The 24,103-nt window shown below is 62.2% G+C and carries 21 protein-coding genes; 8 read left to right on the top strand and 13 right to left on the bottom strand.

Translation table 11 applies throughout. The annotated features are described in order from the left end of the window. Positions 1-30: 30 nt before the first annotated feature. The gene (gene pmbA / locus I5S59_RS21730; protein ID WP_197878417.1) at positions 31-1,377 is read right to left on the bottom strand and encodes a metalloprotease PmbA; all 1,347 of its coding nucleotides are present in this window, start codon (positions 1,375-1,377) and stop codon (positions 31-33) included. Between the two features lie 108 nt (positions 1,378-1,485). Between pmbA and yjgA the strand changes: the two genes are divergently transcribed. Next, positions 1,486-2,007 (top strand): ribosome biogenesis factor YjgA, encoded by a 522-nt coding sequence (gene yjgA / locus I5S59_RS21725; RefSeq protein WP_128322596.1) that lies wholly within the window; start codon positions 1,486-1,488, stop codon positions 2,005-2,007. Between the two features lie 42 nt (positions 2,008-2,049). Here yjgA and tldD read toward each other — a convergent pair whose 3' ends face one another. The 8 genes from tldD to mreB form a co-directional block, all read right to left on the bottom strand. Continuing rightward, positions 2,050-3,489 (bottom strand): metalloprotease TldD, encoded by a 1,440-nt coding sequence (gene tldD / locus I5S59_RS21720; RefSeq protein WP_128322597.1) that lies wholly within the window; start codon positions 3,487-3,489, stop codon positions 2,050-2,052. A 2-nt stretch (positions 3,490-3,491) separates the two neighbouring features. Continuing rightward, on the bottom strand, positions 3,492-4,343 hold the full coding sequence (locus tag I5S59_RS21715; protein WP_197878416.1) for a carbon-nitrogen hydrolase family protein: 852 nt from the start codon (positions 4,341-4,343) through the stop codon (positions 3,492-3,494). Positions 4,344-4,357: 14 nt separating this feature from the next. Further along, on the bottom strand, positions 4,358-8,167 hold the full coding sequence (locus I5S59_RS21710; RefSeq protein ID WP_197878415.1) for a YhdP family protein: 3,810 nt from the start codon (positions 8,165-8,167) through the stop codon (positions 4,358-4,360). An 85-nt stretch (positions 8,168-8,252) separates the two neighbouring features. Continuing rightward, a complete protein-coding gene (gene rng / locus I5S59_RS21705) occupies positions 8,253-9,710 on the bottom strand; it encodes a ribonuclease G (RefSeq protein WP_128322600.1) in 1,458 nt (485 codons plus the stop codon). Positions 9,711-9,791: 81 nt separating this feature from the next. After that, entirely contained in the window at positions 9,792-10,397 is a 606-nt protein-coding gene (locus tag I5S59_RS21700; protein ID WP_197878414.1) for a Maf family protein, read from the bottom strand. 33 nt (positions 10,398-10,430) lie between these two features. Continuing rightward, positions 10,431-10,919, bottom strand: coding sequence for a rod shape-determining protein MreD (gene mreD / locus I5S59_RS21695; RefSeq protein WP_197878413.1), 489 nt, complete (start codon positions 10,917-10,919; stop codon positions 10,431-10,433). Continuing rightward, the gene (mreC, locus tag I5S59_RS21690) at positions 10,919-11,941 is read right to left on the bottom strand and encodes a rod shape-determining protein MreC (protein ID WP_420066465.1); all 1,023 of its coding nucleotides are present in this window, start codon (positions 11,939-11,941) and stop codon (positions 10,919-10,921) included. The genes mreD and mreC overlap by 1 nt, the downstream gene beginning before the upstream one ends. Before the next feature lie 214 nt (positions 11,942-12,155). Then, positions 12,156-13,193, bottom strand: a complete 1,038-nt coding sequence (gene mreB, locus I5S59_RS21685; RefSeq protein WP_008371426.1) for a rod shape-determining protein MreB — start codon at positions 13,191-13,193, stop codon at positions 12,156-12,158. A 202-nt stretch (positions 13,194-13,395) separates the two neighbouring features. On the opposite strand from mreB, the gene gatC reads away from it, so the two are divergent. From gatC to I5S59_RS21655, 6 genes are all read left to right on the top strand, one after another. Next, positions 13,396-13,683, top strand: coding sequence for an Asp-tRNA(Asn)/Glu-tRNA(Gln) amidotransferase subunit GatC (gene gatC / locus I5S59_RS21680; RefSeq protein ID WP_038614429.1), 288 nt, complete (start codon positions 13,396-13,398; stop codon positions 13,681-13,683). A gap of 16 nt (positions 13,684-13,699) precedes the next feature. Beyond that, positions 13,700-15,151 (top strand): Asp-tRNA(Asn)/Glu-tRNA(Gln) amidotransferase subunit GatA, encoded by a 1,452-nt coding sequence (gene gatA / locus I5S59_RS21675; RefSeq protein WP_197878412.1) that lies wholly within the window; start codon positions 13,700-13,702, stop codon positions 15,149-15,151. 11 nt (positions 15,152-15,162) lie between these two features. Continuing rightward, entirely contained in the window at positions 15,163-16,608 is a 1,446-nt protein-coding gene (gene gatB / locus I5S59_RS21670) for an Asp-tRNA(Asn)/Glu-tRNA(Gln) amidotransferase subunit GatB (RefSeq protein WP_197878411.1), read from the top strand. A gap of 108 nt (positions 16,609-16,716) precedes the next feature. Then, complete coding sequence (locus I5S59_RS21665; protein ID WP_197878410.1) at positions 16,717-17,088, top strand: septal ring lytic transglycosylase RlpA family protein; 372 nt, start codon at positions 16,717-16,719, stop codon at positions 17,086-17,088. A gap of 62 nt (positions 17,089-17,150) precedes the next feature. Then, positions 17,151-18,194, top strand: a complete 1,044-nt coding sequence (locus I5S59_RS21660) for a calcium/sodium antiporter (protein ID WP_197878454.1) — start codon at positions 17,151-17,153, stop codon at positions 18,192-18,194. A 10-nt stretch (positions 18,195-18,204) separates the two neighbouring features. Next, positions 18,205-18,582, top strand: coding sequence for a carboxymuconolactone decarboxylase family protein (locus I5S59_RS21655; protein ID WP_128322607.1), 378 nt, complete (start codon positions 18,205-18,207; stop codon positions 18,580-18,582). 24 nt (positions 18,583-18,606) lie between these two features. Here the strand turns inward: I5S59_RS21655 and I5S59_RS21650 are convergent, their stop codons facing one another. The 4 genes from I5S59_RS21650 to I5S59_RS21635 form a co-directional block, all read right to left on the bottom strand. Beyond that, positions 18,607-19,971, bottom strand: coding sequence for an amino acid permease (locus I5S59_RS21650; RefSeq protein WP_128322608.1), 1,365 nt, complete (start codon positions 19,969-19,971; stop codon positions 18,607-18,609). 50 nt (positions 19,972-20,021) lie between these two features. Then, positions 20,022-20,963, bottom strand: a complete 942-nt coding sequence (locus tag I5S59_RS21645) for an AEC family transporter (protein ID WP_197878409.1) — start codon at positions 20,961-20,963, stop codon at positions 20,022-20,024. 133 nt (positions 20,964-21,096) lie between these two features. Next, positions 21,097-21,657 (bottom strand): response regulator transcription factor, encoded by a 561-nt coding sequence (locus I5S59_RS21640; protein WP_045184713.1) that lies wholly within the window; start codon positions 21,655-21,657, stop codon positions 21,097-21,099. After that, complete coding sequence (locus tag I5S59_RS21635; protein WP_197878408.1) at positions 21,657-22,913, bottom strand: ATP-binding protein; 1,257 nt, start codon at positions 22,911-22,913, stop codon at positions 21,657-21,659. The genes I5S59_RS21640 and I5S59_RS21635 overlap by 1 nt, the downstream gene beginning before the upstream one ends. 202 nt (positions 22,914-23,115) lie before the next feature. On the opposite strand from I5S59_RS21635, the gene I5S59_RS21630 reads away from it, so the two are divergent. Further along, positions 23,116-23,832 (top strand): SIMPL domain-containing protein, encoded by a 717-nt coding sequence (locus tag I5S59_RS21630; protein WP_197878407.1) that lies wholly within the window; start codon positions 23,116-23,118, stop codon positions 23,830-23,832. Positions 23,833-24,103: the final 271 nt, after the last annotated feature.

Raw genomic sequence — 24,103 nt, 5'->3', positions numbered from 1 at the left:
GGGCTTCAAAGGGATCGGTCTTGCTGGCAATCAGCTGCCGGCGACCGTCATCCGCTCGATCAATACCGAGCCGGTGTGGATGTTGCTGCGGGTTTCAAGATCGTTACCGATCGCGACAATCTGCTGGAACATGTCTTTCATATTGCCGGCAATCGTCACTTCCTGGACGGCGAACTGAATCTCGCCGTTTTCAACCCAGTAACCTGCCGCGCCGCGAGAATAGTCACCGGTCACCATGTTCAGGCCATGGCCCATCAACTCGGTTACCACCAGCCCGCGCCCCATACGCCGGATCAGCGCTGCCTGGTCTTCGACACCGTGCGTCACGTACAGGTTATGCACTCCACCGGCATTGGCGGTGCTTGGCAGGCCCAGTTTGCGACCCGAGTAGGTACCCAGCACATAGGACACCAGCTCACCTTTTTCGACGAACGGTTTGGCATAGGTGGCCAGGCCATCGCCATCGAACGCGGCACTGCCCAGCGCACGCTGCAAGTGCGGACGCTCGTCGAGGGTCAGCCAGCTGGGGAACAGACGCTGGCCCATGGTGCCCTCGAGAAACGACGACTTGCGGTACAGGTTGCCGCCGGAGATGGCCGAGAGGAAGCTGCCGAACAGGCCACCGGCCAGTTCGGCAGAGAACAGTACCGGCACTTCACAGGTAGGCACCGGGCGGGCGCCCAGGCGACTGGCTGCACGCTGCGCGGCGCGCTGGCCAATGCTGCGCGGGTCGGCGAGGAGTTCGCCCTGACGATTGACGTCATACCAGTAATCACGCTGCATCTGGCCGTCGGCTTCGGCGATCATCACACAGCTCAAGCTGTGGCGGGTCGAGGCATAACCGCCGATAAAACCGTGGCTGTTGCCATAGACGCGGCAGCCCTGGTGGGTATTGAGGGTAGTGCCGTCGGCATTCTTGATCCGTGCATCGGCATCGAACGCTGCCGCCTCGCAGGCCAAGGCTTTCTCGATCGCCTGTTCCGGGGTGATGTCCCAGGCGTGATACAGGTCGAAATCAGGCAGTTCGCGCGCCATCAGGGCCGGGTCGGCCAGCCCGGCGCAATCGTCTTCAGAGGTGTGTTTGGCAATCGCCAATGCAGCGGCAACCGTCTCGCGAATGGCGTCACTGCCACTTGCAGAGGTGCTGGCCGATCCTTTGCGCTGGCCAACATACAGGGTGATTCCGAACCCCTGATCGCGGTTGAATTCAACCGTTTCCACTTCACGCTGACGCACCGAGGTCGACAACCCCTGCTCCAGCGACACCGCGACCTCGCAGGCACTGGCGCCCTGACGCTTGGCTTCGGCAATGATCTGTTCGACTTGCTCCTGCAACGCCGGCAGGGCCTGCGGGCCTACGCTCTGGACTGCACTCATGGTTTTCTCCACTCAAATTCTGCGTTCGGCACAGGTCATTCTACGACCGGGCCGGACAAGCGGCCCCCGACTGGTTATCATGGCGGCGATTCTCAGCGGACTGCCCCCATGGTTGATTCTTACGACACCGCCTTCGACGGCGAAAAAAGCAAAACCCAGATCAAGCGCGAGATGCAGGCGCTGGTCGATATGGGCGAGCGCCTCACCTTGCTCAAGCCCGATACCCTGGCCAAGCTGCCTCTGACCGACGAGCTGCGCGCGGCTCTGGAAGAGCACAAGCGCCACACGGCGAACGAGGCGAAAAGACGTCACAAGTCGTTCATCGGCAAGCTGATGCGTGACCAGGACATCGACGCAATCAACGCGCTGCTTGACCAACTCGACGCCTCCTCGCGCCAGTACAACGAACGCTTCCACGGCCTCGAACGCTGGCGCGACCGGCTGATCGACGGCAACGATGAAGTCCTGGAGAAATTCGTCCAGGAATTCCCGGAAGCCGACCGCCAGCAGCTGCGCTCGCTGATCCGCCAGGCCCAGCATGAGCTGAAGACCAACAAGCCGCCTAGCGCCAGCCGCAAGATCTTCAAGTACATTCGCACCCTGGACGAAGTCCAACGCGGCTTGCGTTGAGCCTCGCGACCGGGCAGGCACCCTGCCCGCCCGGTTTCAACGTCATGCGCCCGTGCCACCCACGGTGATCGCGTCAATTTTCAGTGTCGGCTGGCCAACGCCCACCGGCACCGACTGACCGTCTTTACCGCATGTCCCCACGCCGCTGTCCAGCGACAGATCGTTACCGACCATCGATACCCGGCTCATGGCTTCCGGCCCGTTGCCGATCAGTGTCGCGCCTTTGACCGGCGCGGTGATCTTGCCGTCTTCGATCAGGTAGGCCTCACTGGTGGAGAACACGAACTTGCCGCTGGTGATATCCACCTGGCCACCGCCGAGGTTGGCGCAGTAGATCCCGCGCTTGACCGACTTGATGATCTCTTCGGGATCGCTTTCCCCGGCACGCATGTAGGTGTTGGTCATGCGTGGCATCGGCAAATGCGCATACGACTCGCGACGACCGTTGCCCGTCACTGCCATGCCCATCAGGCGGGCATTGAGTTTGTCCTGCATGTAGCCCTTGAGGATGCCGTTCTCGATCAGGGTGGTGCATTCGGTAGGCGTACCTTCATCGTCCACGCTCAACGAGCCGCGACGGCCTTCGAGGGTACCGTCATCGACGATGGTGCACAGGCTTGATGCAACCTTCTCACCCAGGTGCCCACTGTAGGCCGAACTGCCCTTGCGGTTGAAGTCGCCTTCAAGGCCATGGCCAACGGCCTCATGCAGCAACACGCCCGACCAGCCGGAGCCCAGTACTACGGGCAAGGTGCCGGCAGGCGCAGGAATGGCTTCGAGATTGACCAGGGCCTGACGCAGGGCTTCACGGGCAAAGCCCATGACCCGCTCATCGGTGAAATAGCGATAGTCGGTACGACCGCCACCGCCGTGGCCGCCACGCTCGCGCCGGCCGTTCTGCTCGACGATCACACTGACGTTGAAACGCACCAACGGGCGAATATCGGCGGCCAGGCTGCCATCGGCAGCGGCAATCAGAATGCGCTCCCAGACCCCTGCCATGCTCACGCTGACTTGCTGGATGCGCGGGTCCAGCGCGCGCGTGGCGGCATCGACGCGCTTGAGCAGCTCGACCTTCTCGGCGCGGCTGATCACTTCCAGCGGGTTGTCGGTGCCATACAGCTGGGTGACATCCTGGCTGCTGAACGCCTGGACCGTGCCGTTCTGCCCGGCACGGGAGATCGAACGCGCCGCACGGGCGGCCGAGGTCAGGGCTTCAAGGTTGATGGCATTGCTGTAGGCGAAACCGGTTTTCTCGCCAGACTGGGCACGCACGCCCACGCCCTGGTCAAGGTTGAAGCTGCCTTCTTTGACAATGCCGTCTTCGAGCGCCCAGGATTCGGAAATCTGCCCCTGGAAATACAGGTCGGCGGCATCGATGCCCGGCCCGGCCAACTCACCCAGCACCGACTGCAGGCTGTCGAGGGTCAATCCCCCCGGCGCCAGCAGGTGCTCGCTGACAGTGGATAACATCTCGCTCATAGTCACTCCGAGGTGTGCGCAGGCCGCAAAGCGTCCTGCGAGAAAAAGCGCCGGTGCAAGGCCACCGGCATCCGCGCCCGAATGGACGCCTGTTCGCTGCTGTCGCGTTCGCACAGCAGCACGGCTTCGCCGCTGGCCTGTTCGGCGACAATGCGCCCCCAGGGATCGACGATCGCCGCATGACCGTAAGTTTCCCGCGGCCCCGGATGGGTACCCCCTTGGGCAGCCGCCAGGACATAACACTGCGTTTCAATGGCCCGTGCGCGAATCAGCACCTCCCAATGCGCCGCCCCGGTTACTGCGGTAAATGCCGCAGGCGCCGTGATCAGCTCTGCCCCGGCAGCCCGTAGCGCGCTGTACAGCTCCGGAAAGCGCAAGTCGTAGCATACGCTCAAGCCCACGCGACCGACCGGTGTATCGGCCACCACCACCTGGTTGCCATGGGCATAGTCATCAGACTCCCGATAGCGGCCGCGGTTGTCAGCGACATCGACATCAAACAGATGCAGCTTGTCGTAGCGCGCGACAATCTCACCGTGCTCATCAACCAGCAGCGAGCAGGCATGTGATTTCGCATCGGGATTGTCGACCGGCGGCAGCGGCAGCGTGCCAGCCACCACCCATAACCTGAGGTCGCGGGCGGCCTGTTTCAACCACGGCAGGATCGGCCCCTGCCCCAGCGCTTCGGCACGACCAATCGCAGCGCTGTCGCGACGCCCCATGGCCGCGAAGTTCTCCGGCAACACCGCCAACCTGGCGCCCGCTCGTGCAGCCTGTTCAAGCAAGCGCCGCGCCTGCTCCAGGTTGGCCGGGATGTCGCTCTGGCTGACCATCTGGATCACTGCTGACTTCATGCCTGCTCCTGAACTTACTTCTCGAACGGTTTGATAAAGCTGATTTTAGGCTCTTTCCACGGCCCTTCGACGCGATAGTTGACACTCGCATAACGCGCCACGCGGTCGCCGAGCAGGCGATCCACCAGGAACAACGCCCCACCCACGGCAGGTGCGCCAACAATCAGGGCCGCCAATGGCAGGTTGTTGGTCACCGGCAGGGTGACCAGCAGGTGGGCATCGATCCGGTCGCGGACCATATCCAGCGTGCCATCGAGCTCCAGGTTACTGGACGGACCGGTCAGGGTTATAGGCTCACGCGTCACGTAAACCCCCTCACTGGCCACCAGCAGCCCTTTGACCCGGTCATAGCTCAGGCCCTTGTCGATCAGGTCGGAGAAATCCAGGCGCAAGCGTCGGCCGATGGAGTTGAAGTTGAGCAAGCCGAACACCCTTAGCGCCTGAGCGCCACCTTCGACTTCAACAAACTGACCTTTACGCAAGGCCGCATCGAGGCTGCCAGAGAACCGGTTGAGGCCTACCCAGGCCGGCGAGCCAGGCCAGCGACCATCGACATCCAGGCGAAAATCGCGGCTGGTGACCGTCGGTGCAAAGTTCCAGGCCTTGAGGATGTCTGCCAGGTTCTTGCCTTCCAGGCGTCCCTTGTACCAGCTGGTACTGGATCCTGGAGCTCCTTCCCAGCCACCGTTACCGTCGATCAGCAAGCCCTTGAGACTCAGGTCGAGATCGTTCAAGGCAATGCCTTTGGCGGTCGAGCGGATCTTCACTGCAGCGCTGCCCAGCAGGTCCTCACCACGAAAGAGCTTGTCGATGCTCAGGTCGATAGAGGGAATTTTGCGCGGGTCAATGGAGGCCATCGGGTCAGGCGCATTGGGCGAGGTGACTTCTGCGGGATCAGCCGCCGGCAAGTGGATGGTCTGCAAGTTGACGACCATCGGCGCACCCTGCGCATCGGGCACCCTGGCGTTGCCAATGACTTCCTTGCTGTCCAGGCGCAGTGCCAAGTTGTTGCTGTTGCGGTCCAGACGCACCACAGCCTGGTTCAGGTTCAGGCCAAAGCCCTTGAGCTTGCCGATGCTCAGGTCGACGCTGCGCAAAAGCTGGCGGGCACTGCCGCCGGCATCATTGCCTGCGAGCGACGGTGCCTGTTCCTGCCAGGGTTGCAGATCCAGTTCAGGCAAGCGTCCACGCACCTGCAGCCCCTGGGCAGACGGCAGCTGTGCGCTACCACCACCGAACACGAGTTCGCCCCGTCCTTGCTCGAGCTTGTCCATGGGCGCGGCGTAGAGCAGATTGGCTACGTCGGCATAGCTCAGGCTGAAGCGGCGCTCCGGCCCTTGCAGGGTCATGCTGAACTGACTGTTGCGGGTGTCCCCGGCGGCTTTGCCAAACGGCGCCGGAAGGTTGATCGCCAGCCCCTTGAGACTGGAATCAACCTTGAGCTGATTGTCACGACTGCCCAGGTTCAATTGCAGCTGATACGGCAATTCACCAGCCAGCGGCAGGGCTTGTTTGACCTGCAGCCATTGGCTCAGGGCCGTCAGCGCGACGCTGCCCTTGGCTTCAATTCGGGTCTGCATTTCACCGGGCTTGCCCTCGGCAAAAATCTGCGCCGTCATCGGCTTGTCGAAGATTCGTGCGCTGACGTTCTGGCCACTCAGCCCCTTGTCATAGTCAAAGCGGAACCCGCCTTTCAACTGGCTCAGCTCCAGCACGGGGGCGGCAATTTTCAGTCGCGCATCGTTGGTGTCGAAGTCCACCACTACTTTGGGTTTCTCACCCTTTGCCAGGGGGACATCAAGCTTCAGCTTGCCCTTGAGGTCGCCTTGGCCTTCCCAGCCGGCAAACATCTCGGCGGTGCCGATCGGCGCCTCCTGAAGAATTTTAAGGCCATCGCCGAGCCCGCCATCGAATGCCCCGTCCAGGTACATGTGGCTGTGCTCACCACTGGCGACGTGAGGAATATTGACGTGTACATCAGTGACCTGAGTATCGAGCAACTGCCCGCTGTGGGCGTCGATCCGCACGCCATCGTCATCAATAAATACATCACCAGCGACTTTTTGCACCTGCGGCCAGCCCGGCTGGAAATCCAGGGCGGCATCGTGCACCTTGAAAAACAGGCTGATGCTGCGCGCCTGCTCGGAGGCACCGTGATTGAGCGAACCCTGGTACTGGAAATAGCCTTCGTCGACCGCACCCTTGAGAATCGCCGTGCGCAGCCACTCGTCCAGCGCCGGGCTCAGCACTTCCGGCAGGTATTTGGCGGTATAGCGACCATCGCCCTCGACCAGCCCTACACGCAAGTCCATGTAGTCCTCGCGCGCCTCATCGAACAGCAGGCGGATAAGGAAGTCACCGGCTATCTTGCCTTCCTCGCCCAGCACCTTCAGGTAGGGCGCGATGAGGGTGAACCCTTCCTCATCCAGGCGCCAGGTCAGGCGCGCATTGGCTTTCTGGTAGTTCCAGGGCTTGGCGAAAATCGGGTAGAGATGAAGCATGAAGGCGTCGGTGTCCAGGCGCAGCTCGCCGTGGCCCAGATCGCCGCTGATGCTGCCGTTGACATTCCCCGCAGCCGGCGCACCGTGATAGGCATTGAAACCCAACCGCTCGAGATTGGCAGCAAAGCTCAGGCGTTGATCGCCACTGGCTTTGGGCCGGATGTCGAGCTGGACATTACGCAGGCTGCCGCTGACCTTGAGCCCCTCGACCACCGCCATGACGTTTTCCGGCAACGGTGCCAGGGACTCGATCAATGGCGTTAGCGGCGTCAGGTTCAAACGGTCGGCCTGGACCTTCCAGGTTTCCTCTGTCGTTTCTGTGGCGGCTGATTGCGCAAGCTGCAGGTGCGACTCCCAGCGCGTCTTGCCCAGGCTCATGGCCAACGAGTCAAGCTGCACCGCAAAGCCTTGCTTGTCACGCTCAAACCAGCCATTGAGCGCGAGGTTTTCCACCTTGGCCTCTTCCCGACCGGTATAGGCACCGCGCAACTGCGGCGCGTTGAGACGCACAACCGAGCGCTGAAGCTGTCCTTTATCCCAGTTCAGCCAGAACTCTCCACCGGCCTTGAGCTCTTTGGCCTGCCATTGCCCGAGCAGTTTGGGCGGTAACCAGCGTGCCCAGTCGCTCTGGGGCAAGCTGAGGTAGGCATCCAGCCGGCCGTCGCGCCACTGTTCGGCACGCACACGGCTGCGCAGGCTCATCGCTACCGGCTGGCCATCGGGCAGGGTCAGGCGCACATCCAGACGCTGCCGCAGGCTGCCCACCTGCAAGCCCAGGCTGACATAAGTAAGGGTCAGGGGATCGCGCTGGTAGGGTTCAAGGGTGACCTGGCTATCGACCACCGTGACTTTCGACACCACCTGCAGGCGCTTGAGCAATTGCTCCGGGTCCAGTGGCTGGTCATCGGTTTTCGGCAAACCGTCCAGGGTCCAGGCCCCGTTTTCATCTTCATGCAGGCTCAACTGCAGGCCGCCGACCTCAAGATTGGCCAGGCGCAACTGACGATCGACCAGGCTGGCCCAGAGGTCAGGCACCACCTTGACGCCGTCCAGGCGCAATGCCGTGGCGCCTTCGCCTACCTGAATGTCGTTGACACCCAGCACCGGTGCCAGGCCGCTCCAGCGCCCCTCAAGGCTACCGATATGCACAGGGAGCCCCAAGGCCTGCTCGGCTTTGTCTTCAACTTCGGCGCGGTACTCGGCGACCAGTGGCACCAGCTGTCGGCCGAGGCTGACATACAGCGCGACCAACACCGCCAGCAGGGCGCAAATGCCCAGGCCCCAACGGGTCATCGCGCCTAGAACGCGGATCAGACGCTCCATGGCAATGGCCCTCCAACTCGTGCCTTAACTATGGCCGTAACCGGCCGCTTTGCCAGCCCGCACAGCGGCCCGGTGTGTTCAGACGTCAGAGCAGCACCACATCGTATTGCTCCTGGGAGTACATGGACTCGACCTGAAAGCGGATGGTTCGGCCGATAAAGGTCTCCAGTTCAGCGACGTTGCCAGACTCTTCATCAAGCAGGCGATCGACCACTTTCTGGTTGGCCAGTACTCTATAGCCTTCAGCCTGGTAGGCACGTGCTTCACGCAAAATCTCGCGGAAGATCTCGTAACAAACCGTCTCGGGGGTCTTCAGCTTTCCCCGGCCCTGGCAGCACAGGCAAGGCTCGCACAACACTTGTTCAAGGCTTTCACGGGTACGCTTGCGGGTCATCTGCACCAGGCCAAGCTCGGTGATGCCGATAATGTTGGTCTTGGCGTGATCACGCTCCAGCTGCTTCTCCAGGGTCCGCAGCACCTGGCGCTGATGCTCCTCATCCTCCATGTCGATGAAGTCGATGATGATGATCCCGCCGATATTGCGCAGGCGCAGCTGCCGGGCAATGGCGGTGGCCGCCTCCAGGTTGGTCTTGAAGATGGTTTCTTCAAGGTTGCGGTGCCCGACAAAGGCGCCAGTGTTGACGTCGATGGTGGTCATGGCTTCGGCAGGATCAACCACCAGGTAGCCACCGGACTTGAGCGGCACCTTGCGATCAAGGGCGCGTTGAATCTCATCCTCCACCCCATAAAGGTCGAAGATGGGGCGCTCACCTGGGTAGTGTTCCAGGCGATCGGCGATTTCCGGCATCAGTTCGGCGACGAACTGCGTGGTTTTCTGGAAGGTTTCCCGGGAATCGATGCGGATCTTCTCGATTTTCGGATTGACCAGGTCGCGCAGCGTGCGCAGGGCCAGCCCCAGGTCCTCGTAGATTTCCACCGGTGCGCCAACGGTCTTGATCTGGGTACCGATCTGGTCCCACAGCCTGCGCAGGTAGCGGATGTCCATGAGAATTTCATCAGCGCCTGCGCCTTCGGCGGCGGTGCGCAGGATGAAACCGCCGGCATCCTTGATGTTTTCCTGGGCAATACAGTCGGCAACCACCTGTTTAAGCCGCTCACGCTCGGCTTCGTCTTCGATCTTCAGGGAAATACCGACATGGCTGGTACGCGGCATGTACACCAGGTAGCGCGAAGGAATCGACAACTGGGTAGTCAGCCGCGCGCCTTTGGAGCCGATCGGGTCTTTGGTGACCTGAACCACCAGGCTCTGACCTTCATGTACCAGCGCGCTGATGCTCTCTACCGCCGGACCTTCGCGCTGGGAGATCTCCGATGCATGGATGAACGCCGCACGGTCCAGGCCGATGTCGATGAATGCCGCCTGCATGCCGGGCAGTACGCGCACCACCTTGCCCTTGTAGATATTGCCGACAATGCCCCGCCGCTGGGTGCGCTCGACATGCACCTCTTGAAGAACACCGTTCTCCACCACCGCCACGCGTGATTCCATCGGCGTGATATTGATCAGAATCTCTTCACTCATGGCAGGCTCTCGTCAAAGGACTTCAGTAATGATGGATGGCGCGCAGGCGACTGGCTAGCAGCCGTTATGTCTTGACCTCGCTCAAAGGGCTGACGATGGCTGCCAACAAGGGATACCGAACTGCGCCAACAGCGCTGCTGTCTCGCTGAGCGGCAGGCCGACCACGGCCGAATAGCTGCCTTCGATACGCTCGACAAACACCGCGCCCAGGCCTTGAATGGCATAGGCACCGGCTTTGTCCTGGGGCTCGCCGCTGGCCCAATAGGCACGTGCACGCTCTACAGAGATTGGACTGAAACGTACCTGGCTGGCCACGCAGATGCTCAGGCAACGTTGAGGATCAGCAACAGCAACCGCCGTGAGCACCTGATGTTCACGCCCCGACAGGGCTGCCAGCATTGCCAACGCGTCGTCTTGATCGACAGGTTTACCCAGGATCCGGCCATCCAGCACCACCGCCGTGTCGGCGCCCAGCACAGCCAGCGGCGCTCCGGCGTCATGGCCTTGCAGCACCGCCAGACCGGCCTGGGCCTTGGCACGCGCCAAACGCTCGACATAGGTAGTTGCCGCCTCATCAGGCAGCGGGGTTTCGTCGACCGCCGCACTGAGGGGGGTATAGGGAATGCCGATCTGCGTCAGCAACTCTCGACGCCGGGGTGATCCAGAAGCCAGGTACAGCGGGGTCATGGTGACATCTCCCTGTCAGGTCAGGATGCGAACTCAGTTAATGCTCAGGCGCACACGCAAACCACGCAGGGCGAAACTGATCCAGGGCCAGAGCAAGGCACTGATGACCGCCGACCAGATCAGCGCCAGGGTCGGCAGGCGGTTGCCGGTCAGCGCGCTCAACCACAACTGGATCAGCTGGGCCAGGCCGAAGATCACCAGGATCACCAGGCTTTGCTGCCACATCGGGAACATGCGCAGGCGTTGCTGCAGGGTCAGTACCAGGAAGGTGATCAGGGTCAGCACCAGCGCATTCTGCCCCAGTAACGTGCCGTACAGCACATCCTCGGCGAGCCCGAGCACAAAGGCGGTGGTCATGCCGACCTTATGCGGCAGGGCCAGGGTCCAGAAGGCCAGCAGCAGCGCCAGCCACATCGGCCGGAACACTTCCATGAACTGCGGCAATGGCGAAACGCTGAGCAGCAGGCCAATTACAAACGTTAGCCAGACCACCCAGCCGTTTCGGCTGCGAGTACTTACCATCAGTGTCTCTCCCGGGACGTGGCAGGGGCCGCGCCCGTTGCTGCGGCCGGAGCCGCTGGCGCGGCAGCCGGGGCTGCTGGCGCCGCTGTCGGTGCCTGCCCTGGATTGGCTGGGGCCGCCGGCGCACTGCTGGCCGCCGGCGCCTGTGCACCGGCAGCGGGCTGTGTCGCTTCACCAGTACCCGGCAAGCCTTGGCGATCTGCGGCTTCCTGAGCCATCGCGGCATCGGCGGCGCGCTGTTCAGGGGTGCGGCTGTCGGTAAATACCAGCAACAGGTAACGGCTGCGGTTCAGCGCAGCCGTTGGAATCGCCCGAACAATGGCGAATGGCTGGCCGGAATCATGAATCACTTCCTTGACCGTGGCCACCGGGTAGCCTGCCGGGAAGCGCTGGCCCAGGCCGGAGCTGACCAACAGGTCGCCTTCCTTGATGTCTGCGGTGTCGGCAACGTGGCGCAGTTCCAGGCGCTCGGGGTTACCCGTGCCACTGGCAATGGCGCGCAAGCCGTTACGGTTTACCTGTACCGGAATGCTGTGGGTGGTGTCGGTCAGCAGCAAGACCCGTGCGGTGTACGGCATCAGCTCGACCACCTGGCCCATCAGGCCACGGGCATCAAGCACCGGCTGCCCCAGCACCACGCCATCGCGCTCACCCTTGTTGATCAGGATGCGATGGGTAAACGGGTTGGGATCAACACCGATCAGTTCGGCAACTTCGACCTTCTCGTTGACCAGCGCCGACGAGTTGAGCAACTCGCGCAGGCGCACGTTCTGCTCGGTCAGGGCCGCGAGCTTCTGCACGCGCCCCTGCATCAGCAGGGCTTCGGTCTTGAGTTTCTCGTTCTCGGCAATCAGCTCGGTACGGCTGCCAAACTGGCTGGCGATACCCTGCCACAGGCTCTGCGGCATGTCGGTGATGTGATAGGACTCCATCAACACCAGCCCCATCTGGCTGCGTACCGGTTTGAGCAGCGGGAAGCGCGCATCGACCACCATCAGGGTGATCGACAGTACAACCAGCACGAGCAGGCGCACGCCCAGCGAAGGGCCCTTGGCGAAAAGCGGTTTAATGGGCCGCTCCTCGTGGACGACGATTCAAGAGGTCATTCATACGGCAACGCACCGGCCTGCTTGTGGTTTGACGGAAAATAACGCCCACACGGACGTCAGCCCAGCACATACAGGTAGCACTGTGGGCACTACCTGTAAACCGGGCGTCATGTTTGCTGCAGCCAGCTTACTCGCTGGAGAGCAGGTCCATGGTGTGTTTGTCCATCATCTCCAGGGCACGACCACCGCCGCGGGCAACGCAGGTCAGCGGGTCTTCGGCAACGATGACCGGCAGGCCGGTTTCCTGAGCCAGCAGCTTGTCGAGGTCGCGCAGCAGGGCGCCACCACCGGTCAGCACCAGACCACGCTCGGCGATGTCCGACGCCAGCTCCGGAGGCGATTGCTCCAGCGCGCTCTTGACCGCCTGGACGATGGTCGCCAGCGACTCCTGAAGGGCTTCGAGCACCTCGTTGGAGTTCAGGGTGAAGGCACGTGGCACGCCCTCGGCCAGGTTACGGCCGCGGACATCGACTTCACGTACTTCGCCACCTGGGTAGGCAGTGCCGATTTCCTGCTTGATGCGCTCGGCGGTGGATTCGCCGATCAGGCTGCCGTAGTTGCGGCGCACGTAGGTCACGATCGCTTCGTCGAAGCGGTCACCACCCACACGTACGGACTCGGCATAGACCACGCCGTTCAGGGAGATCAGTGCAATTTCAGTGGTACCGCCACCGATATCGACGACCATCGAACCACGAGCTTCCTCGACCGGCAGGCCGGCACCGATAGCGGCAGCCATCGGCTCTTCAATCAGGAATACTTCGCGGGCACCGGCGCCCAGCGCCGATTCACGAATGGCGCGACGCTCGACCTGGGTCGATTTGCACGGCACACAGATCAGTACCCGCGGGCTTGGCTGCAGGAAGCTGTTCTCGTGAACCTTGTTGATGAAGTACTGCAGCATTTTTTCACAAACGCTGAAGTCGGCGATCACGCCGTCCTTCATCGGACGAATGGCAGCAATGTTGCCGGGCGTACGGCCCAGCATGCGTTTGGCTTCGGTACCTACCGCGACGACACTTTTCTGGTTGCCGTGCGTACGAATGGCCACAACAGAGGGCTCATTCAGGACGATACCGCGCTCACGCACGTAAATAAGGGTGTTGGCAGTCCCCAGGTCGATGGAAAGATCGCTGGAAAACATGCCACGCAGTTTCTTGAACATGGGAAAGTGACCCTAGGCAACGCGTGGGTAAAAAAGTGCGGCAAACTCTAACAACGGCGGGGATTTTGGGCAAGGCGCCAATATGTTAAATTGGCAGTTTTTCCGAGCAAGCCAGCACACAATCGCGGCCTTATGACCGTAAATCTGCCAGCATGTTCCTCATCGCGGACCAAATCCGTTTTTGTTTCCCCAGGAGATCCCCATGGCGCTTGAACGCTGCGACGTGGAAAAGATCGCCCATCTGGCCCGACTGGGCCTGAATGAAGCCGATCTGCCACGCACTACCGATGCCCTGAACAGTATTCTGGGACTGGTCGACCAGATGCAAGCGGTCGACACCACTGGCATTGAGCCATTGGCGCACCCACTGGAAGCCAATCAGCGCCTGCGCGCCGATGTGGTAACAGAAAGTAACCATCGTGACAGCTACCAGGCCATTGCCCCGGCGACGGAAAACGGCCTGTACCTGGTTCCGAAAGTCATCGAGTAAGGGAATAGAGCCTGCCATGCATCAACTGACCCTGGCCGAGATCGCCCGCGGACTCGCCGACAAAAAGTTTTCTTCCGAAGAGCTGACCCGCACCCTGCTGGCGCGGATCAACCAGCTCGACCCGCAGCTCAACAGCTTCATCAGTGTGACCGAAGAACTGGCCATCAGCCAGGCCCGTGCCGCCGACGCCCGTCGCGCCGCCGGTGAGAACGGCCCCTTGCTCGGCGCCCCGATCGCCCACAAGGACCTGTTCTGCACCCAGGGCATCCGCACCAGCTGCGGCTCGAAGATGCTCGACAACTTCAAGGCACCCTACGACGCTACCGTCGTCAGCAAGCTGGCCGAGGCCGGTACGGTGACCCTGGGCAAGACCAACATGGACGAGTTCGCCATGGGTTCGGCCAACGAATCCAGTCACTACGGCCCGGTGAAGAACCCGTGGAACCTGGAGCACGTACCCGGCGGTTCGTCCGGCGGTTCTGCGGCTGCCGTGGCGGCGCGCCTGCTGCCGGCGACCACCGGCACCGACACCGGCGGCTCTATCCGACAGCCGGCAGCGTTGACCAACCTCACCGGCCTGAAACCGACGTACGGTCGTGTTTCGCGCTGGGGCATGATCGCTTACGCCTCCAGCCTCGACCAGGGCGGCCCACTGGCCCGCACCGCCGAAGACTGCGCCCTGCTGCTGCAAGGCATGGCCGGCTTCGACACCAAGGACTCCACCTGCATCGATGAGCCCGTACCGGACTACAGCGCCGGCCTGAACGGCTCGCTCGAGGGCCTGCGCATCGGTCTGCCGAAGGAATATTTCGGCGCCGGCCTCGATCCGCGCATTGCCGACCTGATCCAGGCCAGCGTCAAGGAACTGGAAAAGCTTGGCGCCGTGATCAAGGAAATCAGCCTGCCGAACATGCAGCATGCGATTCCGGCTTACTACGTGATCGCCCCGGCAGAAGCCTCGTCCAACCTGTCGCGTTTCGACGGCGTACGTTTCGGCTACCGCTGCGAGAACCCGGTTGACCTTACCGACCTGTACAAGCGCTCCCGTGGCGAAGGCTTCGGTGCCGAAGTGCAGCGCCGGATCATGGTCGGTGCCTATGCCCTTTCGGCCGGCTACTACGACGCCTACTACCTGCAAGCGCAGAAAATCCGCCGCCTGATCAAGAACGACTTCATGGCCGCCTTCAACGACGTCGACGTGATTCTCGGCCCGACCACGCCAAACCTGGCCTGGAAGATCGGTGCCAAGAACAACGACCCGGTCGCTGCGTACCTGGAAGACGTGTACACCATTACCGCCAACCTCGCGGGCCTGCCGGGCCTGTCGATGCCGGCCGGTTTTGTCGAGGGTCTGCCGGTTGGCGTGCAGTTGCTCGCCCCGTACTTCCAGGAAGGCCGCCTGCTCAACGTCGCGCATCGCTATCAGCAAGTGACTGATTGGCACACCCGCGCACCTAACGGCTTCTGAGGGATCACCACATGCAATGGGAAGTTGTCATCGGGCTGGAGATTCACACCCAGCTCGCCACCCAGTCGAAGATTTTCTCCGGCAGCGCTACCACCTTCGGTTCCGAGCCGAACACCCAGGCCAGCCTGATCGACCTGGGAATGCCCGGCGTACTGCCGGTGCTCAACCAGGAAGCGGTGCGCATGGCCTGCATGTTCGGCCTGGCGATTGACGCCGAGATCGGCCAGCACAACGTGTTCGCGCGCAAGAACTACTTCTACCCGGACCTGCCCAAGGGTTACCAGATCAGCCAGATGGAGCTGCCGATCGTCGGCAAGGGCCACCTGGACATCGCCCTGGAAGACGGCACGGTCAAGCGTGTCGGCATTACCCGCGCACACCTTGAAGAAGACGCCGGCAAAAGCCTGCACGAAGACTTCAGCGGTTCCACCGGCATCGACCTGAACCGTGCTGGCACCCCGCTGCTGGAAATCGTTTCCGAACCGGACATGCGCAACGCCAAGGAAGCCGTGGCCTACGTCAAGGCCATCCACGCGCTGGTGCGCTACCTCGGCATCTGCGACGGCAACATGGCCGAAGGCTCGCTGCGTTGCGACTGCAACGTGTCGGTGCGGCCAAAGGGCCAGGTCGAGTTCGGCACCCGCTGCGAGATCAAGAACGTCAACTCGTTCCGCTTCATCGAGCGCGCGATCAACAGCGAAATCCAGCGTCAGATCGAACTGATCGAAGACGGCGGCAAGGTTGTTCAGGAAACCCGCCTGTACGACCCGAACAAAGACGAAACCCGCTCCATGCGCAGCAAAGAGGAAGCCAACGACTACCGTTACTTCCCCGATCCGGACCTGCTGCCGGTGGTGATCGAGGGCGCTTACCTCGAGACCATTCGCGCCACGCTGCCGGAACTGCCACCGCAGAAACGCGAGCGCTTCCAGAGCCAGTTCGGCCTCTCGGCCTACGATGCCAACGTACTGGCCTCGAGCCGCGAGCAAGCGGACTACTTCGAACAGGTAGTTGCCGTGTGCGGCGATGCCAAGCTGGCCGCCAACTGGGTCATGGTCGAACTGGGCAGCCTGCTCAACAAGCTCGGCCTGGAAATCGACCAGGCGCCGGTTAGCGCCGCACAACTGGGCGGCATGTTGCAGCGCATCCTCGACAACACCATCAGCGGCAAGATCGCCAAGGTGGTCTTCGAGAAGATGGCTGCCGGTGAAGGCGATGCCGACCAGATCATCGAAGCCGAAGGCCTGAAACAGGTCACCGACAGCGGTGCGATCGAGAAGGTGCTGGACGAAATGCTCGCAGCCAACGCCGAGCAGGTCGAGCAATACCGCGCCGCTGACGAAGCCAAGCGCGGCAAGATGTTCGGCTTCTTCGTCGGTCAGGCGATGAAAGCATCCAAAGGCAAGGCCAACCCGCAGCAAGTGAACCAATTGCTCAAGAGCAAGCTCGAAGGGTAATTCGCGTCGCCTGCTTATCGCGGGGCAAGCCCGCTCCCACAGGTATGGCAACAATCCTGTGGGAGCGGGCTTGCCCCGCGAAGGCCACCCCACGGAGCATCTGCATACATGTGGCGTCCCCTCAGCGCACTCGCGCTCTTTGCCTTGCTGGCCGGTTGTGCCAGCCACGATATCGATCCCCGCGGTTACGACAAAACCGGCACCGCCTCCTATTACGGCTCCCGTCACCATGGCAAACGCACCGCCAGTGGCGAGCCTTTCAATAAAAACGCCATGACCGCCGCGCATCGCAGCCTGCCTTTCGGCACCCGGGTCAAGGTTACCAACCTCAACAACGACCGTAGCGTGGTCGTGCGCATCAACGATCGCGGCCCCCACACGCGTGGCCGATTGATTGACCTGTCTCACGCTGCCGCAGAAAAGTTGGGGATGATCCGTAGCGGAACGGCACGCGTACGGGTACAAAGTCTCAGCGACTGATCCTGTTACGGAGCACCACCATTTTCGACCTGGCCGCCTTACCCACTTTCAGCCTCCTGCAACTGGCCTTCGGCTTGCTGCTGCTTATTGCCGGCGCCGAGCTGCTGGTGCGTTCGGCCCTGCGCGTGGCGGCCGGCCTGCAGGTGCGCCCGCTGATCATCGGCCTGAGCCTGGTGGCCTTCGGCAGCAGCGCCCCGCAACTCACCGTCAGCCTGCAGGCAGCCTTCAGCGGTGCCCCGGATGTGGCCGTGGGCAGCGTGATTGGCAGCAACATCTTCAACATCCTGGTGATCCTCGGCCTGGCGGCCCTGATCATTCCGCTGCGGGTCTCACGCCAACTGGTGCGCCTGGATATTCCGCTGATGATCGGCGCCAGCGTGCTGGTTTATCTGCTGGCGCTCAATGAACTGCTCGGGCGCCTTGAGGGCGCGCTACTGCTACTCGGCCTGATCGGCTACCTGGCCATACTCTGGCACCAGTCACGCCATTACGCCCGCACCTACCCTGCCCCCGGGCCACGCCCGCAGCAAGGTGGAAAGTTCTGGTTCAGCAGCCTGCTGCTGATGTTGGCAGGCCTGGGCTTGCTCAGTGTCGCCGGGCATCTGTTGCTGGAAGCGGCGGTGGAAGTCGCCGTGGACCTGGGCCTTTCCGAACGCGTGATCGGCCTGACAGTGGTCGCGGTGTGCACATCCCTGCCGGAACTTGCGACCTCGCTGATTGCGGCGCTGCGCGGCGAACGAGAGCTTGCCGTGGGCAACGTCATTGGCAGCAACCTGTTCAACCTGCTGGCTGTGCTCGGCCTGACTGCCCTGGTGGCGCCCGAGCCGCTGTCGATTTCGCCCAACGCCCTGGATTTCGACCTGCCGGTAATGCTTGGCGTCGCCGCCTTGAGCTTGCCGGTGTTCTACTCGGGTTACCGCGTGACCCGCGCCGAAGGTCTGGTGTTTCTCGGTCTGTACCTGGCCTACGGCCTGCACGTGGTGGCGTTCACCACCGGCATGCCCTTGGCCACGCGCCTGGAAAATCTGATGCTGTTCTACGCACTGCCGGTGCTCGGGGCGTTACTGCTGTTCACCACCCTGCGCGCCTGGCGCCGCCAACATTAAGGAAAACAACATGGGCGAAAACAAAAAATCCGGCGAACAAGTCCGCCGCCAGGTAATGGGCGACGCGTTTGTCGATCGCGCACTGGGCAATGCCACCGAGTTTACTCAGCCGCTGCAGGACTTCGTCAACGAACACGCCTGGGGCAGCGTCTGGAGCCGCGAGGGCTTGCCGCTGAAAACCCGCAGTTTGATCACCCTGGCCGCCCTCACGGCACTCAAGTGCCCGCAGGAGCTCAAGGGCCACGTGCGCGGCGCCCTGAACAATGGCTGCACAGTCGATGAAATTCGTGAGGCACTGCTGCATTGTGCTGTTTACGCCGGCGTACCGGCGGCCATCGATGCGTTTCGCGCCGCCCAGGAGGTGATCGACAGCTACCAGAACAGCTGATCGATCACCCCAGCAGGCAGGCCGTCAGGCGACGGCCTGTTGACCTTTCTTCTTCATCCAGAAGGCTACCGCCAGTACCGCCAGCCACACCGGAATCAGCAACACCGAAATGCGGATGCCCGGGGTCATGTACATGATCACCAGGATCAGTGCGAGGAAAGCCAGGCACACATAGTTGGTCACCGGGTAACCCCAGCTCTTGTAGAACGTGGTTTCGCCAGCAGCCTGCTTGGCCCGGCGGAATTTCAGGTGGGTAATGCTGATGATGCCCCAGTTGATCACCAGCGAAGACACCACCAGTGCCATCAACAGGCCAAAGGCTTCAGCCGGCATCACGTAGTTGATCACGACGCACAGTGCAGTCGCCAATGCCGAGATACCCAGCGCCGCCAGCGGCACGCCACGCACGTTGACCTTGAGCAGGCGCTTGGGTGCATCACCCTGGATCGCCAGGCCGAACAGCATGCGGCTGTTGCAGTACACACAGCTGTTGTAAACCGACAGGGCCGCCGTCAACACCACAAGGTTGAGCAGCGTGGCCACCAGGTTGCTGTCCAGGGCATGGAAAATCATCACGAACGGGCTACCGCCCTGCACCACTTTTTGCCACGGATACAACGACAGCAACACCGCCAGTGCGCCGATGTAGAAAATCAGGATGCGGTAGATCACCTGGTTGGTGGCGCGTGGAATGCTGTGCTTGGGATTGTCGGCTTCGGCAGCAGTGATACCGACCAGCTCCAGCCCGCCAAAGGAAAACATGATCACGGCCAGCGCCATCATCAGGCCGCTGATGCCGTTGGGGAAGAAACCCCCGTACTGCCACAGGTTGGCAACGCTGGCATCCGGCCCACCATTGCCACTGATCAGCAGGTAACCGCCAAAGGCAATCATGCTGACGATGGCGACGACTTTGATCAGGGCGAACCAGAACTCCATCTCGCCATAGACCTTCACCTGGCTGAGGTTGATCAGGTTGATTACCACAAAGAAGATTGCTGCCGTCGCCCAGGTAGGGAAGTCCGGCCACCAGTACTGGATGTAGATACCCACGGCGGTCAGCTCGGCCATCCCCACCAGCACATACAACACCCAGTAGTTCCAGCCCGACATGAAGCCGGCAAACTCGCTCCAGTATCGGTGGGCAAAGTGGCTGAAGGTACCGGAAACCGGTTCTTCTACGACCATCTCGCCCAGCTGGCGCATGATGAAAAATGCAATCAGGCCGGCGATCGCGTAACCCAGCAGTACAGACGGACCGGCCAGCTGGATAGTCTGGGCAATACCGAGGAACAGGCCGGTACCGATGGCGCCACCCAGTGCGATCAACTGGATATGGCGGTTTTTCAACCCGCGGTGTAACCGCTCTGGGGTGATCTCTTCTTGCATGAAGTGTCCTCGAGGCTAAGAGGCAGTGTTGGAATTGTGCTGCACAGAATCTAGATCCATCCGCCCCACTGCAAGAAGAAGATTCCGATATTGGTGGTAACAGCGGCCATCAGCGTGGTTATGACGATAATAGCTGCCGCCAGCTGGTGGTTACCGTTGGTGGACCGGGCCATGACATAACTGGCCGCCGCCGTAGGGCTACCGAAATAGAGGAACAGGATGCCCAGCTCGGCCCCACGATAGCCGCACAACCAGGCACCCATTGTGGCCAGCAAGGGCAGCCAGACCATTTTCAGCACGCTGACACTCACGGCCATGCTGCCGCTCTGGCGCAGGGACGCCAGCGACAGGGTGCCGCCGATACAGATAAGCGCCAGCGGCAGGGTCATCTGTGCCAGGTAGTCGGCGGAGGTCAGCAACCAGTTCGGCAGCGCCACCTGCCCATAGGCCAGTACCGCCGCGAGCAACACGCTGATGATCAGCGGGTTGCGCAGGATGCTCTTGAGGATACTCCAGGGATCGGACTTGGCACTTGGGCTGTACACCGCCAGCACCACCACCGACAGCGAGTTGTACAGCAGGATCACCAGCCCGGCGAGAATTGCCCCGAGGGAGATGCCGTAGTCGCCGTACATGCTGGCTGCCAATGCCAGGCCGATGACACCGTTATTGCCGCGAAAGGCGCCCTGGGTGTAGATGCCCCGGTCTTCCCGCGGGCAACGCCAGATGGCCATGCCCCAGGCCAGTCCGAAGCCGACCAGCGTTGCGACAGTGAAGTACAGCAACAGGCCCGGTTGCACCGCCGTCGTCAGGTCAGCGTGATAGATCCCGAGAAACAGCAGCGCCGGCATGCAGACATTGAACACCAACGCCGAAGCGGTATGGATGAAGCTGTCACTGATCGCGTTGATGCGTTTGAGCAACACCCCCATGAACAACATGGCAAAGACCGGAGCCGTGATGTTCAACGTCTGGAGAAACAGGGCGAGCATGCTGGGTGTTCCCGGTGGCTGTCGTTAGGGGGCTAATCATACGCCAGCTCGTGATTTTTCGCGGGTAAACCCGCTCCCACAGAATTCCGCAGACCTGTGGGAGCGGGTTCACCCGCGAAGCGTTGCTGCCACCTCAGCGCCGGACCGGGCGCTTCTGCAGTTTGCGCTGCAAGGTACGCCGATGCATGCCCAGGGCGCGGGCAGTCGCGGAAATGTTGCCTTCATGCTCGGTCAGCACGCGCTGAATGTGTTCCCACTGCAAACGATCGACCGACATCGGGTTTTCCGGCACCAGGCTATCGAGGTCAGCATGCTCGGACAGCAAAGCGGCCAGCACGTCATCGGCATCGGCCGGTTTGCACAGGTAGTTGCAGGCGCCACGCTTGATCGCTTCCACGGCGGTGGCGATGCTCGAATAGCCGGTGAGGATCACCACGCGCATTTCCGGGTCCAGCTCCAGCAGCTTGGGCAGCAGCACCAGGCCCGAGTCGCCATCCATCTTCAGGTCAAGCGTGGCGTAGTCGGGCACATCCTGTTGGGCCAGCACCAGGCCTTCTTCGGCCGAGCCGGCAGTACTCACGCGAAAGCCTCGGCGGCTCATGGCACGCGCCATGACACGGGTAAACGTCGCGTCGTCATCTACCAGCAACAGGTGCGGGAGCTCTTCGCCTTCAACCTGGATTTCATCACTCATCACACATCTCCTCGCGCGTCACGCGGCAGGCGCAGCTCGGTGAGCGTACCGCCTTCCTCATGACTATAGAGTTTTACCGAGCCACCAGCACGGGTCACGCTGGCCTTGCTCAAGAACAGGCCCAGGCCGAAGCCTTTGCCCTTGGTCGTAAAGAAGGGTTTGCCGATGGATTCGGCAATGGCCACCGGCACGCCCGGACCATGATCGCGAATGCTGATCACCATGTCCTGTGCGTCCCAGTCCAGGCGCACCTCAAGGTCGTCCGGGCAGGCATCGGCGGCGTTGTTCAAGAGGTTGAGCAACGCCTGGGTCAAATCAGGTGGTGGCGCCAGGCGCGGTACAGTGCCCTGGCCCAAGCGCTGGAAGCGGTAACTGGCTTCGGGGCGCATCAGGTGCCAGCGGTTGAGGGCTTCATCCAGCCAGGCGGTGACCTCCTGGTCCTCGACCGCCATGCGCCGGTTGGCTTCGGCAGCACGCACCAGGTTCTGCAGGGTTTCCTTGCACAGTTTGACCTGATCCTGCAGCACTGCGAGGTCTTCCTGCAGCAACGGGTCGCTGTGGTCCTGACGCATTTCCTTGATCAATACGCTCATGGTCGCCAGTGGCGTGCCCAGCTCATGGGCAGCACCGGCAGCCTGGGTGGCGACCGCGAGCAGCTGTTGATCGCGCAGGCCCTCTTCACGCCGCTCGGCCCGCAACTGCTCCTGGCGACGTAGCTCCTCGGCCATTTTCGCCGCGAAGAAAGTGATCACCGCGGCGGCCAGGGCAATGCTCAACCACATGCCGTAGACCTGCATCTTCTCCCGTGCCACGGGGAAGGTTTCGAGCGGGTAGAACTGCACCAGCAACAAGCTGTAGGCCGCCAAAGCGATGCCCGAGAGCACCAGCGAATACACCCACGGCAAGGTCACCGCGGCAATGGCCAGCGGCACCAGGTAATAAGACACGAAGGGGTTGGTCGAGCCACCGGAGTAATAGAGCAAGGCACTGTGGATCAACAGGTCACAGGCCAGCTGGAAGGCATACTCAAGCTCCGTCACCGGCAACGACAGACGCAGGCGCAAGGCCGTGAATGCGCAGAGCATGCTCGACAGGGCCAGGGTCAGCACCAGCGAAAACCACGGCAACGGCAGCAGATCGGTCCAGTAGGCAACGCCCACCGAGCCGGCCTGGGCGGCCAGTACCAGAATACGGATGAAGGTCAGGCGCCAGAGGTTCTGACGGGTAGCGGACAACAGTTGTACGGGAGCGAGCATGAGCTCTCCTGATGAGTGCTCCAGGGCGAATCGTGGCGAGTATACCGAAGCTGCGCCGTGGTCTGCTGATGTGCGGCAAAGCGCCACACTTTCTTACATAACAGTAATGGCCTTTTTGAACCTCACTACACTCTTTCGAGTCTTAGGGGCCTGCGTGGAACAGATTTGCCAGTGTCCACGCCTTATTTTCAAGGAGCCGTACATGCTTAATTCCCGCCGCAGCGCCGCCCTCGTGATGGCCACCAGCCTGCTCGCCAGCCTTCCGGCGCTGGCAGAGGCGCCCCGTTACAACCAGATCTCGCTGCGTGCCGAAGTCAGCAAGGAAGTGGCCCGCGACCTGATGGTCGTGACCCTCTACAGCGAAGCGCAAAACACTGACCCCGGCAAACTCGCCAAAGAAATCACCGAGACCATGAACAAGGCGGTGCAGCAAGCCCGCGAGGTCAAGGAGGTCAAGATCAGCCAGGGCAGCCGTAACAGCTACCCTATCTACGACAACAAGAACCAGAAGATCACCGGTTGGCGCGAGCGCGCCGAAATTCGCCTGGAAAGCGCGGACTTCCCGGCGCTGTCCAAGCTCACCGGCGAACTCCTGCAACAACTGAAGATGGGCGGCATGGACTTCTCCATCGCCCCGGCCACGCGCAAAAGCAGCGAAGACGCACTGCTCAAGGACGCCGTCGAGGCCTTCAAGTCCCGTGCTCAACTGGCCACCGAAGCCTTGGGAGGCAAGAGCTATAAAGTGATCAACCTGAACCTCAACAGCAGTGGCTACCCGCACCCCTACGCCCGCAGCGCACCGATGATGATGAAAGCCGCCATGGGCGCCGCCGATGCCGCGCCCGTACCGGAAATTGAAGCAGGCACCAGCGATGTCACCATGAGTGCCGACGGCACGATTGAAGTACAGCTGCCTTGAACTAACGTTACTTCTGTACTGTTTCGGGGGGGGGGGGGGGGGGGCGGCGGGGGGGGGGGGGGGGGGGGGGGGGGGGCCCCCCGCCCGCGGGGGGGGGGGGGGGGGGGGGGGGGCGGCGCCCGCGGGGGGGGGGGGGGGGGGGGGGGGGGCCCCCCCCCCGGGGGGGGGGGGGGGGGGGGGGGGGGGGGGGGGGGGGGGGGGGGGGGCCCCCGGCCCCCCCCCCGGGGCGGGGGGGGGGGGGGGGGGGGGGGGGGGGGGGGGGGGGGGGGGG

It is taken from the genome of Pseudomonas alkylphenolica (assembly GCF_016009175.1).
Taxonomy (GTDB): Bacteria; Pseudomonadota; Gammaproteobacteria; order Pseudomonadales; family Pseudomonadaceae; genus Aquipseudomonas; species Aquipseudomonas alkylphenolica_B.
Note: the sequence above shows the minus strand (reverse complement) of the source record. Positions and strands in the feature narration are given on the sequence as shown.

What these genes read in the sequence shown, in the direction of transcription:
- pmbA (WP_197878417.1), bottom strand. Translation starts at nt 1,377, where the DNA reads ATGAGTGCAGTCCAGAGCGTAGGCCCGCAGGCCCTGCCGGCGTTGCAG.
- yjgA (WP_128322596.1), top strand. Translation starts at nt 1,486, where the DNA reads ATGGTTGATTCTTACGACACCGCCTTCGACGGCGAAAAAAGCAAAACC.
- tldD (WP_128322597.1), bottom strand. Translation starts at nt 3,489, where the DNA reads ATGAGCGAGATGTTATCCACTGTCAGCGAGCACCTGCTGGCGCCGGGG.
- I5S59_RS21715 (WP_197878416.1), bottom strand. Translation starts at nt 4,343, where the DNA reads ATGAAGTCAGCAGTGATCCAGATGGTCAGCCAGAGCGACATCCCGGCC.
- I5S59_RS21710 (WP_197878415.1), bottom strand. Translation starts at nt 8,167, where the DNA reads ATGGAGCGTCTGATCCGCGTTCTAGGCGCGATGACCCGTTGGGGCCTG.
- rng (WP_128322600.1), bottom strand. Translation starts at nt 9,710, where the DNA reads ATGAGTGAAGAGATTCTGATCAATATCACGCCGATGGAATCACGCGTG.
- I5S59_RS21700 (WP_197878414.1), bottom strand. Translation starts at nt 10,397, where the DNA reads ATGACCCCGCTGTACCTGGCTTCTGGATCACCCCGGCGTCGAGAGTTG.
- mreD (WP_197878413.1), bottom strand. Translation starts at nt 10,919, where the DNA reads ATGGTAAGTACTCGCAGCCGAAACGGCTGGGTGGTCTGGCTAACGTTT.
- mreB (WP_008371426.1), bottom strand. Translation starts at nt 13,193, where the DNA reads ATGTTCAAGAAACTGCGTGGCATGTTTTCCAGCGATCTTTCCATCGAC.
- gatC (WP_038614429.1), top strand. Translation starts at nt 13,396, where the DNA reads ATGGCGCTTGAACGCTGCGACGTGGAAAAGATCGCCCATCTGGCCCGA.
- gatA (WP_197878412.1), top strand. Translation starts at nt 13,700, where the DNA reads ATGCATCAACTGACCCTGGCCGAGATCGCCCGCGGACTCGCCGACAAA.
- gatB (WP_197878411.1), top strand. Translation starts at nt 15,163, where the DNA reads ATGCAATGGGAAGTTGTCATCGGGCTGGAGATTCACACCCAGCTCGCC.
- I5S59_RS21665 (WP_197878410.1), top strand. Translation starts at nt 16,717, where the DNA reads ATGTGGCGTCCCCTCAGCGCACTCGCGCTCTTTGCCTTGCTGGCCGGT.
- I5S59_RS21655 (WP_128322607.1), top strand. Translation starts at nt 18,205, where the DNA reads ATGGGCGAAAACAAAAAATCCGGCGAACAAGTCCGCCGCCAGGTAATG.
- I5S59_RS21650 (WP_128322608.1), bottom strand. Translation starts at nt 19,971, where the DNA reads ATGCAAGAAGAGATCACCCCAGAGCGGTTACACCGCGGGTTGAAAAAC.
- I5S59_RS21645 (WP_197878409.1), bottom strand. Translation starts at nt 20,963, where the DNA reads ATGCTCGCCCTGTTTCTCCAGACGTTGAACATCACGGCTCCGGTCTTT.
- I5S59_RS21640 (WP_045184713.1), bottom strand. Translation starts at nt 21,657, where the DNA reads ATGAGTGATGAAATCCAGGTTGAAGGCGAAGAGCTCCCGCACCTGTTG.
- I5S59_RS21635 (WP_197878408.1), bottom strand. Translation starts at nt 22,913, where the DNA reads ATGCTCGCTCCCGTACAACTGTTGTCCGCTACCCGTCAGAACCTCTGG.
- I5S59_RS21630 (WP_197878407.1), top strand. Translation starts at nt 23,116, where the DNA reads ATGCTTAATTCCCGCCGCAGCGCCGCCCTCGTGATGGCCACCAGCCTG.